This window comes from Pannonibacter sp. Q-1, assembly GCF_054073275.1.
The window spans coordinates 804,552-819,992 of sequence record NZ_JBSXNB010000003.1; the positions used below are offsets into that span (position 1 = coordinate 804,552).

The 15,441-nt window shown below is 61.4% G+C and carries 14 protein-coding genes; 3 read left to right on the forward strand and 11 right to left on the reverse strand.

The genetic code is table 11. The features are described from left to right. Positions 1 to 8: 8 nt before the first annotated feature. From ACVNHC_RS11545 to ACVNHC_RS11580, 8 genes are all read right to left on the reverse strand, one after another. Positions 9 to 704: a class II aldolase/adducin family protein gene (locus tag ACVNHC_RS11545; RefSeq protein WP_050472964.1), complete on the reverse strand. Its 696-nt coding sequence runs from the start codon at positions 702 to 704 to the stop codon at positions 9 to 11. Continuing rightward, positions 701 to 2,146: an FGGY family carbohydrate kinase gene (locus ACVNHC_RS11550; protein WP_457167353.1), complete on the reverse strand. Its 1,446-nt coding sequence runs from the start codon at positions 2,144 to 2,146 to the stop codon at positions 701 to 703. Before ACVNHC_RS11550 ends, ACVNHC_RS11545 begins: the two co-directional genes overlap by 4 nt. Positions 2,147 to 2,186: 40 nt before the next feature. Then, entirely contained in the window at positions 2,187 to 2,831 is a 645-nt protein-coding gene (locus tag ACVNHC_RS11555) for a nucleoside/nucleotide kinase family protein (RefSeq protein ID WP_457167354.1), read from the reverse strand. 56 nt (positions 2,832 to 2,887) lie between these two features. Further along, positions 2,888 to 3,736, reverse strand: coding sequence for a sugar phosphate isomerase/epimerase family protein (locus ACVNHC_RS11560; RefSeq protein ID WP_050472961.1), 849 nt, complete (start codon positions 3,734 to 3,736; stop codon positions 2,888 to 2,890). 11 nt (positions 3,737 to 3,747) lie between these two features. Further along, positions 3,748 to 4,734, reverse strand: coding sequence for an ABC transporter permease (locus ACVNHC_RS11565; RefSeq protein ID WP_457167355.1), 987 nt, complete (start codon positions 4,732 to 4,734; stop codon positions 3,748 to 3,750). Then, complete coding sequence (locus ACVNHC_RS11570; protein WP_374628833.1) at positions 4,727 to 5,761, reverse strand: ABC transporter permease; 1,035 nt, start codon at positions 5,759 to 5,761, stop codon at positions 4,727 to 4,729. Before ACVNHC_RS11570 ends, ACVNHC_RS11565 begins: the two co-directional genes overlap by 8 nt. Then, on the reverse strand, positions 5,754 to 7,268 hold the full coding sequence (locus tag ACVNHC_RS11575) for a sugar ABC transporter ATP-binding protein (RefSeq protein ID WP_457167356.1): 1,515 nt from the start codon (positions 7,266 to 7,268) through the stop codon (positions 5,754 to 5,756). Before ACVNHC_RS11575 ends, ACVNHC_RS11570 begins: the two co-directional genes overlap by 8 nt. A gap of 133 nt (positions 7,269 to 7,401) precedes the next feature. Continuing rightward, positions 7,402 to 8,385 (reverse strand): substrate-binding domain-containing protein, encoded by a 984-nt coding sequence (locus ACVNHC_RS11580; protein WP_050472957.1) that lies wholly within the window; start codon positions 8,383 to 8,385, stop codon positions 7,402 to 7,404. A 238-nt stretch (positions 8,386 to 8,623) separates the two neighbouring features. Between ACVNHC_RS11580 and ACVNHC_RS11585 the strand changes: the two genes are divergently transcribed. The 3 genes from ACVNHC_RS11585 to ACVNHC_RS11595 all read left to right on the forward strand — a co-directional run bounded on the left by ACVNHC_RS11585 (position 8,624) and on the right by ACVNHC_RS11595 (position 11,745). Beyond that, positions 8,624 to 9,682: a LacI family DNA-binding transcriptional regulator gene (locus ACVNHC_RS11585; RefSeq protein WP_457167357.1), complete on the forward strand. Its 1,059-nt coding sequence runs from the start codon at positions 8,624 to 8,626 to the stop codon at positions 9,680 to 9,682. Positions 9,683 to 10,053: 371 nt separating this feature from the next. Beyond that, on the forward strand, positions 10,054 to 11,100 hold the full coding sequence (locus ACVNHC_RS11590) for a TRAP transporter substrate-binding protein (RefSeq protein ID WP_457167358.1): 1,047 nt from the start codon (positions 10,054 to 10,056) through the stop codon (positions 11,098 to 11,100). A 72-nt stretch (positions 11,101 to 11,172) separates the two neighbouring features. Next, the gene (locus tag ACVNHC_RS11595) at positions 11,173 to 11,745 is read left to right on the forward strand and encodes a MarR family winged helix-turn-helix transcriptional regulator (RefSeq protein ID WP_457167359.1); all 573 of its coding nucleotides are present in this window, start codon (positions 11,173 to 11,175) and stop codon (positions 11,743 to 11,745) included. On the opposite strand, the gene ACVNHC_RS11600 is transcribed toward ACVNHC_RS11595, so the two are convergent. From ACVNHC_RS11600 to ACVNHC_RS11610, 3 genes are all read right to left on the reverse strand, one after another. Beyond that, a complete protein-coding gene (locus ACVNHC_RS11600) occupies positions 11,742 to 13,412 on the reverse strand; it encodes an FAD-dependent monooxygenase (RefSeq protein ID WP_457167360.1) in 1,671 nt (556 codons plus the stop codon). The genes ACVNHC_RS11595 and ACVNHC_RS11600 overlap by 4 nt on opposite strands. 2 nt (positions 13,413 to 13,414) lie before the next feature. After that, a complete protein-coding gene (locus tag ACVNHC_RS11605; RefSeq protein ID WP_457167361.1) occupies positions 13,415 to 14,491 on the reverse strand; it encodes a cupin domain-containing protein in 1,077 nt (358 codons plus the stop codon). Positions 14,492 to 14,754: 263 nt separating this feature from the next. Continuing rightward, a partial coding sequence (locus ACVNHC_RS11610) for a glutathione S-transferase family protein (protein WP_457167362.1) occupies positions 14,755 to 15,441 on the reverse strand: 687 nt, incomplete at its 5' end.

Below are 15,441 nucleotides of genomic sequence, written 5' to 3' on the forward strand. Positions count from 1 at the left end.
GCGGGTGTTCAGCTCTGGGTACGGGGCCGCGCAACATCATTCGAGCCCTCCGCCTCAGGGCCAAGACCATAGCTCATCCGCTTCATCTGGCCGATCACGCGCTCCATTTCATCGTCGGACAGAACCGGCGGCGTCCCGAGCGTCAGCACCTGCACATACATGCGCGACAAGGTTTCCACCTCGATCGCGAGCCACAACGCCTGCTCCAGATCCTGACCCAGCGAGATCTGGCCATGCTGGCCGAGCAAGCAGGCAAGCCGGCCATCAAGTGCTTTCAGGGCGTGATCGGAAAGCTCCTGTGTGCCGAAAGTTGCATATTCCGCACAGCGGATCGTCGTGCCCCCGGCAACACCAACCATGTAGTGAAAGGCCGGAATGGTCTTGTGGTGGCAGGCAAGCGTCGTGGCATACATCGAATGGCAATGCAGCACGACATTGATGTCAGGCCGGTTCTTCAGGATATCCCGGTGGAAGCGCCATTCGGAGGACGGCCTCCGGCCAGCATAAGTGCCGTCAAAGTCCATCTCCACCAGATCATCCGGTGTCATCAGATCATATGGCAGGGACGATGGCGTGATCAGGAAGCCGCCGCCGGTCCGGACCGACAGGTTGCCTGCCGTGCCCTGGTTTATGCCGCTGGAATTCATCCTGCGGCAGATGCCGACCATATTACGGCGCAGATCGTGGATATCAGTTTCGCTCATGACATGTCCTTTCTGGAAGAGTTGCCGGCCTGGCGGGCCTGTTCACGCCAGCGTTGATGGTAAAACCTCATGAGGCCAGCTGGTGCCGTAACGGCGGCAGCGGTCCGCAGATGCAGACTGTCCAGAGCCCGCGCCGTGCCGTGAGACGCCAGCAGCGCCGCACCTGTTGCCACGCCATAGGCATCGAGGTTGAAGAGGGTTTCGCCGCAGCCCCGGAATGCGGCAACCAGTCCGGCAAACAGCGGATCCCCGAGGTAGCTTCCGTCGAGCACCGCCGTCCCCTGGGCCTTCAACGCATCGAGGCATTCGGCTGACAGCTGCGCAACGAAGATCAGGGCAAGGGCGCGCCGCTCGGCCGCATTCTGCGGGGGAGGACCTGCAATATGTCCTCGTCCCGCACTGCCGGGGAAGAACCCGTCACCGTCGCCGAAACTCGGCAGCGCCATGGTGCCGCGTGCGATCAGCGCCATCGCCACATCCGGATCAACGGCGGTTCCCCCACCCTCGCCCGCAAGAAGCGCAAACTCACGGCCACCCATGGCAAGGGCGCCTGCGACAGGGCGGCCGTGAACGTCGCTGTTGATCGTCATGCCGGCCATCTCATCGAGCCCGTCAAGCGGCGTCATGCGGCTCATGCCTGCGATCCAGGTGCCGGTCGAGAGAATGGCAGCCCCGGAAAGCCCGGCGGCCTGATAGCGGTAGAAATTGGCGCTGCTGTCATGAATGCCGGCCAGCACGTCCAGTCCCTCCGGCAAACCGAAACGGCGTGCAAGACCGGGGCGTACCGTCCCAAGACTGGCCCAGGCCGGAGCAAAGGGCGGCAGCAGCCGCTCCCAGCCGCGCATGGCGACAATCGGTGTGTGGCAATTGTCCGGCGTGTTCCAGAGATGGGACTGCGCGCCGAGACAGGTCTTCTCCGAAACCGCAACCCCGGTCATCCGCCACGCCCAATATTGCGGCAGGGACAGAAACCAGCGGCCTGCCGCAAACCGCTCCGGCTCGGCGGTTTCCATCCACAGAAGCTGCCGGGCCTGGTGCGTGGCACCGTGCATGATGGCGCTGCCGCGATGACGAAAGGAGCCGGCCAAAGGCACATAGGCCTCGCGGACCGCGGAGGGCAGCGGCTGTTCGTAGTCGATCATCGGCAGGGCAGCGCCATCCCCTGTATCAGGATCCGGACCGGTCAGAACTCCGCCGGAGCCATGCGCGGTGCAGACGAATGTCTGGAGCGGATGACGCCGGGTGAGCGCCGCCAGTTCTTCAAAGATCCAGTCTCCGAGCCCGGCCAGGTCATGATGCTGCCATGGCGGGCCCGGACGAACCGGATTTGCAATGGCCACGGTCTCCACCACACCGCCTGTGGCAGTCATGGCATTCAGCTTCACGTTGGTCTTGCCAATATCGAGGACGCAGATGCTGGCAAGGGGCTCCGGTTCAGCCATTGACATTCCTCCTGGACGGCACCGCGGCCAGTCTCCTGCATCAGTTCATGAGGCGGATATCCGGCTCGGCACTGCCCTCAATGACCGCAATTCCGTTCGGCACGTCGTTCTGCTCAACCTTGAACCGGATCTGACCCTCCGGCAGGCCGTAGCTCCGCCACCGTTCCGTCAGCCGGCGCCTCAGCTCCTCTGGCGGCACATCGGCAAAGACGGAAAAGTCGAAGAGCGGCTTCAGTCCGTCCCAGGGCGGCTGGCGCAGCAGCAGATAGTTGCCCTCGCAGATGATGATGCCGGTCTGACGTGGTATCAGCCGCGCCCCGGCCCGCGCGATCTCGATCCCGCGATCGAATACCGGCACCGCAACCGTGTCTTCGGCATTCTCCTTGAGCCGCAGCAGCATGTGCCGGAGCCCGTGAACATCGAACGTATCAGGCGCCCCCTTGTGCGCGCGGCGGCCCATGGCCTCCAGCACCTGATCATCATAGTGATAACCATCCATCGGCAGCACCGCTGCAAGACCCGGCTGTCTCCGGTTGATCCAGGCCGCAACCGCCTCAGCGGCGGTGGACTTGCCCGATCCCGGTGCACCGGCAATGGCCAGCAGCACGCGGGCTCCGCCCTTGGCTTCACGGCGCGCCAGAGCCTCCCGGCCCAGCCTCTCTGCATTTTCATCCAGCGTTGTCATCAGCCACGCTCCCCGGCGCGCATGGGCCCGGCCAAGGGCCGGGCACCGGAAGCCGGTCAGATCAGACCGTATTGCTCGGCCTTGTTGCGCAGGAAGGGAAGGCCATTGCCCATCACTTCCTCCATGTCCCGCGCCACCGGACGCCAGACGGCAAGTCCATAGGCCACCTCAGGCGGCATGTTGATGAAGCTTTCCATCGCGAGTCCGCCCTTGAAGCCGATCGCGGCAAGGGTCGCATAGATCTCGTCCCACGGCACGTTGCCATAGCCGGGGGTTCCGCGGTCGCTCTCCGAAAGATGAATGTATTTCAAATGGTTGCGGGCAATGAGAATGCCGTTCGCGGCACCCTTTTCCTCAATGTTCATGTGATAGGTATCGAGATGGACGAAGACATTGTCCGCCCCGACCCGCTCGACCACATCCACCGCCTGCTGCGCCGAGTTCACCAGATGGTTTTCGTAACGGTTGACGGCTTCGACGCCGAGCTGGATGCCGAAGCGTTTGGCGTGTTTGGCAGCGGTGTCGAGAACCCGGGTGATGTTGTCATACTCTGCCTGCGTCGGCGGCACGCCGGTGCGCTCGCCAATCCCGCCGTAGATGACACCGGAAAGCGCCTCCCCGCTCATCTCTGCTGTCTTCTCGATCGCGGCCTTGAGATGCTCGATTGCCGCATCAGGGCGCACCGAGGCCCAGGCAGCTTCCGGCAACCCAAGGGAGCAGACCGCCCTTAGCTTGTTCTTTTCCAGCAGGTCACGGGTATGCCTGGCATCAACCGCAGGGGCATTGAGGAGTGCGATCTCGATGAAGTCCATCTTGTAGCGGACAGCGCCCGCAATCGCCTTCTCCGCGCCTGCACGATCCCAGTTCATGGTCCACATGCTTGTGTGAACGCCGAAGCCTTCCATAATCGTACTCCCTATCTGCTTGTCTTGATGAACTTGACCGACACCCAGCGCAGTATCATCACGGCGATGAGCAGCAGGCCCCAGAAGGCGGTTGCCAGGTGCTGGTTGGCACCCAGAAGATTCAGCCCGGATGACAGCAATTGCAGGACGATCAGGGCGACGAAGACCGGAACCACCCGCCCAAAGCCGCCAAACGGATTGATGCCGCCAAGGAAACACGCCAGCACGGTGATGAGCAGGTAGGATTCACCGTGCCCCACACGCACCGAGTTGAAGCGCGCCAGCATGATGATGCCGGCAATCGCGGCAATCACACCGGAGAGGACGTAGACCATCACCAGCACCTTGCGCGTGTTGATGCCGGAATAGCGGGCGGATTCGATGTTCGAGCCGATCATGTAGACCGCAAAGCCGAGCCGCATCCGTGACAGGAAGACATGCATGACGGCGACGCAGGCAACCAGGATCAGCAGCGGGACCGGGACGCCAAGAATGCTGCCGTGGCCGATCGGAGCGACGAAGGCGGGAAAGCCCGAAATATCTCCGCCGCGCGTCAGGAACTCGCCAAGGCCACGCAGGAAGATCATCATCGACAGCGAGACCAGGATGGGATGCGCCCGCGTGAAGGCGATGACGAGCCCCATCACCAGCCCGCTCGCCGCTCCCGCACCCACAGCAAGCGCGGAGCCCAGCAGAAAGGCCATGGGTCCGGCATCGGCACCACCATGCGCCTGCAGCACCCAGGCCAGTGTGAGCCCGGCAATATTGGCCGTGAAGGTGATGGCCAGATTGAGCCCGCCGGTGAGGATCGGCAGCAGCATGGCAAGCGTCAGAATGCCGAGTTCAGGCAGCTGAAAGGCGACAGACCCGAAGGTTGCCGCGGTGAAGAACTGCGGCGTGGCAAGCCCGAAGATCACCAGCACCATGATCAGTGCCGAGAGGGGGCCGGCCATGTCCGCGCCGAAAACAGAGTTGAAACGTGCGGCGAGCTTAGTCATGCCGCCCCTCCCTTGCATCCTGGCCGGACAGACTTCTTTGGCGCGGCGCGGCAGAGCCGAAAAGGGCCTCGATGCGGCTGCTCGACAGTGTGATGGCAACGAGGATGATCGCTCCGACAATCATCTTGAAGGCGAAGGGGGAGACCCCCATCAGGTTGAGGCCGTTCTGCGTGATGGACACCAGGAGCACACCAAGCACGCAGCCAAGGACCGTTCCCTTGCCTCCGCCGAGACGCGCCCCGCCCAGGACCACGGCGGCGAGAACGTCCAGTTCCCGGCCATAGAGCGCATTGGGCACCACTTCCTGGGCATAGTGGGCCTGCATCAGCCCGGCGATCCCGGCCATGAGCCCGAGCCAGCCAAAGGCGATATATTGCATGGCGCCAATATTGATCCCGAAACGGCGCGCGCCTTCAGGATTGTCGCCGAAGGCGTAAAGCTGACGCCCGATGGTGGTGCGCGTGATCAACAGCCACGTGACCAGCACACAGACCAGCATGACAGCAACCGGCAGCGTGATCTCGGCCCAGCTGCCATCTGCCATCTCGCGCTCATACAAGATGACACGCGTTGTCAGCCAATCCGGCAGATTGTAGATCGACACGCCTTTGGTAAAGAACATCAGCAGACCGAAATAGACATTGAATGTCGAGATCGTCGCAACGATGGAGATGATGTTGAACCGGTAGATCAGGAAGGCGTTGATCAAGCCGAGGCCGATGCCAAACACTGCGGCGATCAGCAGTCCCGGCACCCAGCCGCCGCCACCGGCCTGGGCCAGGGCAAGTGCCGTAGCATATTGCACGACCGAGGCCGCCACGGCGAAGGAGATGTCAATCCCGCCCGCGATCAGCACCACGAGCAGCCCCACCGCAAAGATGATGTTGACCGCACTGATGTTGAGAAGGTCGAAGGCATTGCCGAGCGTGAAGAAGCGGTCCGTGAGCAGCGACAGAGCCAGGCTCATCGCCGCGATCACCAGAAGCAGGACAAACTCGGTTGGATGAGAAGTCATCAGCTTACGCATAGACGGCTGCCTCCATGCCGGTGAGGGTCATTGAGCGCGGATCGTAACAGGCACGGATCCGTCCCTTTTCCATGTGCAGGACGCGGTCTGCATTGAAATAGACCTCCGGAACCTCATCCGAGATCAGGATGATCGCGAGGCCTGTTTCCGCCAGGCGTGCCACAATCTCGAAGATGCCGGCACGCGCGCCGACATCCACACCGACAGTGGGCGCATCAAGGATCAGGACGCGCGGATCGGTTGCCAGCCACTTGGCGATCGCCACACGCTGCTGATTACCGCCCGAAAGGGTCGAGATGGCGTCTTCCGGCAGGCCGATCTTCACGCCAAGATCGGCAATCCACCGGGCAACCAGCGCTCTTTTACGGCCAGGTGAGATCAGACCGCCCCGCATGATGCGGTCCAGCGAGGCCATGACCAGATTGTCGGCGATGGATTGCGGCTGATTGAGGCCGAGCGACAGGCGGTCCTCGGACAGATAGGCAATACCGGCTGCGATCGCCTCCCGGTTGGAAGCAAAGGCGCAAGGCTGGCCATCCAGCCGGATCTGCCCGGTGCTGGGGCGGCGCATGCCGAAAAGAGTGAGGGCCAGTTCCGTCCGGCCCGAACCGAGAAGGCCGGTAATCCCGAGCGTCTCGCCGCGGTGCAGCTCGAAACTGACGCCGGAGAATTCGCCGGAGCGGGCAAGTCCTTCGACGGACAGCACGACGGGCTCCGCGCTCTTGTCCCGGGCCCGCACGGTCTGATCGAAGGTGCGGCCGGTCATCAATTCCGTCACCTTCGACTGGGTCATTCCCTCCACCGGATAGACACCCACAAGCCGTCCATCGCGCAGCACGGTTATGCGCGACGAGATTTCCAGCACCTCGGCGAGCCGGTGGCTGACAAAGACCACAGCCACGCCGCACGAGGAGAGATGGCGCACAATGCCGATCAGATGGTCGGTTTCAGACTGGGTAAGTGATGCCGTCGGCTCATCCATGAAGACGATGCGAGCCTCGCCGACCAACGCCCGGGCGATGGCAACGATCTGACGCTGGGCGATGGCAAAGTCCTTGAGCGGCCGGTCAACATCCAGAGTGACACCGAGCCTGGCCAGCGCCTGTTCGGCGGTCCGGCGGATCCGCGCATAATTGACCAGTCGCGGCCGGGCACCCGCCAGCGTTTGAAAGGCAATGTTCTCGGCCACCGTCATCTCCGGAAACAGGGCCAGATCCTGCCAGATCACCTGAATGCCGAGCGCCTGCGCCTTGCCGGGGCTCATCTGCGGAACAGCTTCACCGTCGAAGATGATCTCGGCTCCCGGCGCCGGGCGGTAGACGCCGGTAATCACCTTGATGAGCGTGCTCTTGCCGGACCCGTTCTCTCCGGCAAGACAGTGGACTTCACCGGGCATCACCTCGAAGGCGGCATCCTTGAGCGCTTGCACGCCGCCAAATGTCATGTTGATGCCGCGCAGCGAAAGGAGCGGCCGGGCCCCCGCGCCCTGATCCGTTGCGGTGTTCATTACAAAGCCTGCCTGCTTGCAAGTCGGGTCGGGTCCGGTGTCCAGCTTTGAGGTGGCCGGACACCGGTTTGTCAGCAGCGATCCGGAACTGCAGGGACTGCGCGCCCGGAAACCCTGAAGGTTTGCGCTGGTTTCAGAGCCCCATGGCCGCGAGTTCGGCGACCGTATCCTTGTTGATCGCAAGCAGCTGATCGACGATGATGTCATTGCCGGTTGGCGTGATCACACCCAGCCCCGGAATATCGTCACCTTCCTTGATGCTTTCGCCCTTGATCAGCCGGTCGGCCATGGTGACGAACACCTCGCCGGCCTGCTTCGGATTCCACATGAAACCGCCCGTGATGGCGCCTGACGTGATCAGCTTCTGTCCCTGGCCGGGCGAGAAGGGGCCAACCACAAAGATCTGCCCGGTCTTGCGGCGCTCCTCGACGGCACGGCCAGCTCCGATCGGCCCCTGGCTGCCAAAGGCGAGGAAGCCCTTCAGGCCAGGATTGGCGGCAATCAGGTCGAGCGCGGTCGAGCGGCTCCTGTCCACATCCTCAGCAACGCCATAACGCTCGCCGACGAGCTTCATGCCGGGATGGTTCGTCTTCAGATACTCGATTGCCGCATCGGCCCAGGCATTGTGAAGCGGCACGGTGAGCGAGCCGACATAGACGGCATATTCGCCCTCACCGCCCATCTTTTCGGCCAGAAGCTTGGCATGCGCCTCGCCGAAGCCGGTGGACGAAGCCAGCTCGAAATTCCAGTCCGCGCCCTTCTGCGAGGGCGATTCATGCGTGATGACCTTGATACCCGCAGCCTGAGCCTTCATCAGAACCGGCTCGAGAACCGTCGCATCGTTCGGAACGACGCCAATGACTTTCACGCCCTGGGCAATGAGATCCTCGATCGCGCGCACCTGCAGCGCGGGATCGGCACTGGTCGGACCAACCATGAAAGCATCCAGACCGAGCTTCTGCCCCTGCTCCTTGATGCCGGCATCCATGGCATTGAACCACGGGATGCCGCCGATCTTGACGACGACACCGACTTTTGGCGCATCAGCCGCATAAGCAGCAACGGCGCCCGCAAGCGAAAGCGATGCGGCAAGAGCCGCCACGATAAGGCCTTTCATGTCTAATCCTCCTCACAGACCGTTGCTGTGAACGGCCCCGGCCCGCGCTCCCGCTTCAGGCCACCCATGGTTTCCTCATGGTCAGGGAAATCCCTGCCTCCCATCGCCTCCTCCGGCGAACCATCCTGCACAATCGATCTTTCGTTTTTGCACAATCGATGGTGCAAACAATATCCGTCAGAGATACACTTTCGTCAAGAGGACAATTTCCTTATGGAGACAGGTCAAGGAGACCTACATGACCGAGTTCGGAAAAAAGAAGGCGACCATCTACGATCTTTCCGTGCTGTCGGGATGTTCGGCATCGACGGTGAGTGCGGTTCTGAACGGCAGCTGGCGCAAGCGGCGTATCAAGGAAGCGACCGCGCTATTGATACAAAGGCTTGCAGAGGAACATCAGTACACCGCCAACATGCAGGCGCGGGGTCTGCGCTCCTCCCGCTCGGGCCTGGTGGGGCTGCTTCTTCCGATCCATGACAACCGGTATTTCTCGTCCATGGCGCAAACCTTCGAGGCCGAGGCCAAAAGCCGCGGGCAATGCCCGATCGTCGTCAGCGCCTGCCGCGATCCTGAGGAGGAACGTCAGATCGTCGAGACATTAATCTCCTATTCGATTGACGAGCTGTTCATCGCCGGCGCGACCGATCCGGACCGGGTGCACGAAGTGTGCCTCAAGGCGGGTCTCCGGCACGTCAACATCGACCTGCCGGGAACCCTTGCGCCGTCGGTGATTTCCGACAATTTCGAAGGCGCGCGCATGCTGACCCGCGCCATCATAGAACAGGCCCAGCAGGATGGCCCGGTCCTGCCGCATGAGGTCTATCTCTTCGGCGGCCGCGATGACCATGCCAGCCGCGAGCGTATCCGCGGTTTCAGCGACGTGAAGCAGGCCATGCTGGGAGGCGACCCCAAAGCCTGCATTCATCCAACCGGCTATTCACCCGCCATGACGGCACGGGCCTTCGAGACCTTCTATGAAGCCCACGGAAAACTGCCGCGCTGCTTCTTCGTCAACTCCTCCATCAATCTCGAGGGGCTCATGCGCTTCCTGGGGCAGCATCCGCACGAGACTTTCGCGGACATCATTGTCGGCTGCTATGACTATGACCCCTTCGGGTCGTTTCTGCCCTTCCCCGTCTACATGATCCGCCAGGATAGCGAAGCGATGATCGCCCAAGGGTTCAGGATACTCGAAACCACCCGCCCTCCGGTGGTGACGCATCTCGTTCAGCCGATGCTCGTGCCGCCGCGAACAGCTTTGACCGGGCCGCTTGATGCTCTGAAGGATCTGGATTGACGGCCTCAAGCAGGCGTTAGCTGCGCGGGTGAAAGATGGCACGGGAAGGAGACAGCACAGCCCTGCCCTCAGGCCCGCACAGCGGACAGAGTGATCCGGCCTCCTGAATATTGGGTCGTGTGCGTCGGTGAGGGCTGTTCAGCTCCCCCCTGCAGCTGGAGAAATATGCTGCAAAAACAACAACACCCGAATGTGACCGAGGAGCGAACACTCTTTCATTTGTGCTTGTAGGGAGGCCGGGAGCGTCTACCCTTGCTCGATGACTTGGAAATATTGCGTGGCGAGCAGCCACTGCCAGTGCGTGATGGCCAGCGCGTGAGTTTTTCCAAGCACGCCCAGACTTCATGGGCATGTGAGGGAGGGAGAAAACTATGCACAAGGGTACAAGGTTCGGGCGGCGGGCGTTCACAAATGGACTGCTGGGATGTGCCGCGGCTGCGTTGTTTTCGTTGACGTCAGGGCAGAGCACCTTAGCCAAGGAAACACTGCGCTTCACCACAAGTGTTCCTGCGAAGTCATTCATCTACGCTGATATTCTGTCCGTCTGGGCTGAGCGTGTCGTTGCAGATTCTCAAGGCACACTGGACATTCAGATGTTTCCGGCAGGAACGCTCGGCCGGGATCCTGCGACACATCTCGACATGGTGCGCGAAGGGATCACAGATGTTGCATATGTCGTGCTCGGCTATACGCCCGGCGCGATGAACGAGGCCACCATTCTCGAACTGCCGAACTCCACACCGAGTGCAACGGCCGGATCGGTGGCCGCGACCAAGATGGCCGAAACTGGCCTTTGGCCGGGACGGGGCATGGAAGGGGTGAAGGTCCTTGCAATGTTCTCGACAGCGCCGACTTTGCTGACCACGACCAAGAAGGTCGAGACCCTGAGTGACGTTGCCGGATTGAAGCTGCGCGGCGCCGGACCGACCCTTCTGGCCTCAATTGCCGCAATCGGCGCGATACCTGTCGGCGGCATTACCTCGCCACAGATTGCTGAAAGCATGTCGCGGGGACTTCTGGACGGCACGGTCAACGAATGGGTCGCCCTGACGATCTTCGGCGTCGCCGAGACAGCCCACTACCATCTCGACGTCAACCTGGGCACGTCCCCGATCATGGTCGCCATCAACAAGCAGAGATACGACAGCCTGCCCAAGGAGGCGCGGGACGCGATCGACAAGAACTCCGGCGAGCCATTCGCCCGTCTTTGGGGCGAGCAGTTCGATGCGGCCATCGAGAAATTCCGGTCTGCGGCGATGAAGGACGAGAAGCGAACCTTTACGGCGCTGTCCGAGGAGGATCAGGCGAAGTGGAACGGCAAGCTCCAATCCGTCATCGACAGCTGGATTGCACAGACGCCGAACGGACAGGAGCTCTACGACTCCTTTTCAAAGGCAGTGCAAGAGGCGGCTCACTAGCTGGAACCGGCGCCGGGGCGGTCAGCCAGGCAACGGCCGGCGAACGGTCATCTGACAATCGGGCGGCGGACATTGATCGCCGCCCGTTTTTTTTGGCGCTGTCCGGGCCGAAGCTTTGATCACACGGCAACAGGCATTGAGCAGCGTGCTGTCAAATGCCATTATTGCGGCGCGGTATCGTTTCCAAAACGCAAGGCTCTGATCTTGAAGGCGAATGAAATATATGGCCAGCCTGGCTATCTTCTCCGGCGCACGCATCAGCTTGCAACCTCGGCATTTGGTCAGATCAATGCCGACGTGGATCTGACCGCCGTCCAGTTTGCGGCTCTGCTTCATATCCGCGATACGCCCGGCATAGATGCGACACGGCTGGCGGAGGCGATCCGCTTCGACAGGACGACGATCGGCCATGTCATCGGCCGGCTTGAGCACAAGGGCCTTATTCTTCGAACCGAAGGCAGCATCGACAGGCGCACCAAGCAGCTTCGGATAACAGCGAAAGGATCCGATCTTCTGGCCAAGGTCGAGCCGCGTGTTCCCGATGTGAACGAGATCATCCTCGCTCCGCTGGAACCGGCCCAGCGCGAAGAGTTTCTGAAGCTTCTGGGGATCCTGGAACGGAACGCGTCCAGCCAGATCAGTTAGGATAACTCATCGCAGCCTGTCTGATGAAACGCATCAGGCTGAAGCAGGCGCCCTGAAACGGCCAGCCATACGCTCCCGGCGCTTTCGGGAGGCGTGTCACCGCGCCAGCAAACGTGACCATCCGGACGAACCAGAACAAGTGCGCATTCGTACAGCTTGCGCAGGGCCGCATCAGTGTAATGGACGGCACGCACCGGAATTCCGAGTGCCTTTCCAGCCCTGACGAAATCGTCGGCTCCGGAGACATTCCCCGTGACGACGAGCGTATAGCCTTGGCCGTAGTGATCCAGAATGGAGCTTCCGTCCTCGAATTCGAAATGCGGTGCACGCGCTCCGGGATAGGTGGTGGGTATGTAAACCATGTGGTCGTCCGGCCCTTCCAGACTGCCATCCGGCACGATGACCGGAGAATTCCGGTAACGGTGGCCCAGCTGGATCCCCGGCGTGTTGAATTCGCGCAGGCGCAGCGCGAAGAGTTTTTCATGCATTGCCTTGCGCGCCGCCTCTCCGGCCGGGCTCTCTTCGTCCAGAACCGGGCTGGGCTGGATCATATGGTCGAGAACCCGGTTGTTCGCCGCTTCGTTTGTGTTGCGGATGGCAACCGGCCGCCGCTCGGTCTCGTAGGTGTCCAGAAGAGCCTCCGGCGCCCATCCCTCTGAGACGGCAGCCACCTTCCAGCCGAAATCCACCGCATCGCCGAAACCGGTATTGGCCCCGAAGCCGCCCTTGGGCCAGCGCAAGTGCGCCGCATCGCCCAACAGGAAGACCCGCCCGTCCCGATATCTTTCGGCCACCACCCGATGGCCAGACCAGGGCTGGGCCTGGATCACTTCAAAGTCGAGCTCCGGCCCGATGACCGGGCGCACGATCTCCGCGGGATCGAGCGTTTCGGCCGCCTCCGTATAGATCGACAAACGCCATTCGGCATCCCCGTCCACGGATGTCAGATAGGCGCGCCGGTCGTCAGAGAGGGTATGAACCTGCGCCATGCGATTGCCGAACATGGCATTCAGCCGCTCGCTCAGGCCATGACAGCGGAAATAGGTGGCGAAGTTGTACCCTTCGCCGAAGGTGCCGGCGAAGCGGATACCGAGCGCCTTGCGCACGCCGCTGCGGCCACCATCGCAGGCCGCCAGCCACTTGCCGCGAATGACATAGGTCTCTTTGTCCGGCCCTTCGACAGTGCAATCGACATGGCCGGCGTCCCGCTCCTGCTTGAAGAACAGGAGCCGCGTCTGATAGCGCAGGTCGCCGCCCCGGGCCTCGGCTGCGCGGCGCAGAGCCGGGTCAAACTCCTTTTTCGGATAGAAGAACCCGCCTTCGGGCGAATAGGGATCAGCCGCCGGCGCCCCTGCATTTGACGTTCCGGGAAAGAACGCAAGTGGCTTGCCGCCGATCCGGGTGCAGAAGCCGACGTTCCGTGCCATGCCGGGTGGGAATCCCGTGCCATTGCGGAAGCTGCTGGCGATGCCCCATCGGCGCATATGCTCCATGGTCCGGGAGAAGAAGTTTTCTCCCGCCGGAAAATAGACCTTTCCCTCGCCCTGCTCGATCAGAATGTAATCTATGCCGCGGTAGCTCAGTTCATTTGCGAGAAAAAGGCCAACGGGTCCCCCACCGAGGATGACGACGGTGGTTTCTTCGGTGCGTTCTGTCTGTCCGGCCATCGTCATCCCCGCCGTTCGCCATGGGTTTCACGATAGAACCCGAAGGCCTGCAGGATTGGGCGGTCGCTGTAGGAAAACAGCACGGCCTCCCCCTCGGTGCTCCAGTGTTCGTGTTCCATCCATGACGGGATCACGAAGATATCGCCTTCCTGCCAGTGGAACACCTGATCGCCGATGAGAGAACCGCCTCCGCCTTCGGCCACGTGATAGATCGTGCTGGCCGTGTGCCGGTGGGACCTGGTGTGCTCGCCTTTGCGCAGAAGCTGGAGATAGGCAGAGATCGTCGGCAACGTTGGTCCGCCGTTATGCGGATTCACATATTGCATGATGATGCCGTCGTAGGGGCTGCCTTCTTCCTCCCGCAGGGCATGGAGGTTGGAGCGGCAGTCCGTCCAGCGGTAGTTCAGAACCGGCGACTGGCGCGGATCCTTCGGAACCTCCCATGCGGGCTTCATTCCGCGCCCCCATCTGTAGAGGCTGTCTTCATTCTTGCGGTAGACCGGTTGGGTCTGCCTGTTGCCGTCTTCGTAATCTTCGAAGAAGTTGGCATCCAGCAGATTGACGAAGGGCAAATCCAGTCCGTCCAGCCAAGCCATGGGCTGCCCGGACTCGTTGCCATGGTCATGCCATTGCCACGCAGGGGTCGTGACGAAGTCCCCCTTGCGCATGATCGTCCGCTCTCCGTCCACGGCCGTATAGGCCCCTTCACCCTCTATGATAAATCGATGGGCATTGGGGGAATGCTGGTGACTGTCAGCGATTTCGCCGGGTAGCAGAAACTGGATACCGCCGAAAATCATCCCCACGGTGCGGGCACTTTTCCGGTCATAGCCTGGGTTGATCAGCATCAGGACCCGCCGCTCGGCCTCTTGAGGCGTGATCAGGTCACCCCCGCGCAGCATCATCGGCTTGATCTCGCTCCACCTCCAGATATGCGGTACCGCGGCAACATTGGGTTCTGCCTGGGCTGCAGCTCCGAGGTTGAGCCACAATGGAATGATGCTCATGGCATCAAGCTCCCGGTGAAACATGTCCCGTTGCGTCTGTAGATCATTCGTGCGGTCGGTCACGGTCTGCATGAAATGTCTCCGCTGGCTTTTCGACGAGTGGGGAGAGCACGCACGATCTCTCGCAGCTGAGCGGCGGCTTCGGTCCGCACGTTGCCGTGCAATTGGCGCCCCGGCATGCCCTCTCTGATTTTGACAGTATGCTATCAAATTTGTCGGGAGCAATCACATTGGACAACCTGTCCGATATGCGAACAGGGGCGGGCCTTGAAAGCGGGAAGGGATGCTGCGGGCCTTCGGCCGCCTGCAGCATCTTGGTTCGGTGTTTTCAGCGCTCAGAGCAGGCCTTCCAGCTCCATCGCTCTTTTCGCCGCGGGACGCATCGATAGACGATTGAAATACGCGACAATGTTCTCCGGCAAGTCGAGGTTCAGGCGCGTAACGCCCCAGAACAATGTGTAGAACATCGCGGCATCTGCGATGGTCATCCGCTCACCCATGATAAATGGGCGGTCCTTCAGCTGCTCCGACAATAGCTTGAATGCTTTCACGACAATCGCCTTACCATTCTCACGAACCCAATCGAGATCCGCTTCAGTTGGTGAGAATTTTTGCGGGCGCAGCAAGCGTGAAAAGCCCTGCATGTGAACCGTCGCCACCAGATAGTCGAGTGTCTCCATGATCCGGAGCTCGTCCTCGAAGGTTTCGGCTGCGAGTTTGTCCTTGCCGCAGCTATGTGACAACCAGTGGGCAATGACGCCAAACTCGGTCAGACGCGAGCCATCATCGCGGATGATGGCCGGGACCTTTGACTTCGGATTGACCTTTACATAGTCCTCCTTGAGCTGGTCGCCGTTCTTGATGTGGATCGGGATACCCTCGTAGTCGGCACCAATTTCCTCGAGCAGAAAATGGATGCCGAGCGAGCAGGCTCCGGGCGAAAAATAGAAGGGGCTGACATAGATAGCGTTTTCAGTTTTACTTGAACCACCAGTTTTGCAGGACGCTGACGAGATTGGCAA

Coding starts and splice junctions, on each gene's coding strand:
- ACVNHC_RS11555 (WP_457167354.1), bottom strand. CDS start 2,831: ATGACAACGCTGGATGAAAATGCAGAGAGGCTGGGCCGGGAGGCTCTG.
- ACVNHC_RS11550 (WP_457167353.1), bottom strand. CDS start 2,146: ATGGCTGAACCGGAGCCCCTTGCCAGCATCTGCGTCCTCGATATTGGC.
- ACVNHC_RS11575 (WP_457167356.1), bottom strand. CDS start 7,268: ATGAACACCGCAACGGATCAGGGCGCGGGGGCCCGGCCGCTCCTTTCG.
- ACVNHC_RS11565 (WP_457167355.1), bottom strand. CDS start 4,734: ATGACTAAGCTCGCCGCACGTTTCAACTCTGTTTTCGGCGCGGACATG.
- ACVNHC_RS11590 (WP_457167358.1), top strand. CDS start 10,054: ATGCACAAGGGTACAAGGTTCGGGCGGCGGGCGTTCACAAATGGACTG.
- ACVNHC_RS11605 (WP_457167361.1), bottom strand. CDS start 14,491: ATGCAGACCGTGACCGACCGCACGAATGATCTACAGACGCAACGGGAC.
- ACVNHC_RS11570 (WP_374628833.1), bottom strand. CDS start 5,761: ATGCGTAAGCTGATGACTTCTCATCCAACCGAGTTTGTCCTGCTTCTG.
- ACVNHC_RS11600 (WP_457167360.1), bottom strand. CDS start 13,412: ATGGCCGGACAGACAGAACGCACCGAAGAAACCACCGTCGTCATCCTC.
- ACVNHC_RS11580 (WP_050472957.1), bottom strand. CDS start 8,385: ATGAAAGGCCTTATCGTGGCGGCTCTTGCCGCATCGCTTTCGCTTGCG.
- ACVNHC_RS11585 (WP_457167357.1), top strand. CDS start 8,624: ATGACCGAGTTCGGAAAAAAGAAGGCGACCATCTACGATCTTTCCGTG.
- ACVNHC_RS11545 (WP_050472964.1), bottom strand. CDS start 704: ATGAGCGAAACTGATATCCACGATCTGCGCCGTAATATGGTCGGCATC.
- ACVNHC_RS11560 (WP_050472961.1), bottom strand. CDS start 3,736: ATGGAAGGCTTCGGCGTTCACACAAGCATGTGGACCATGAACTGGGAT.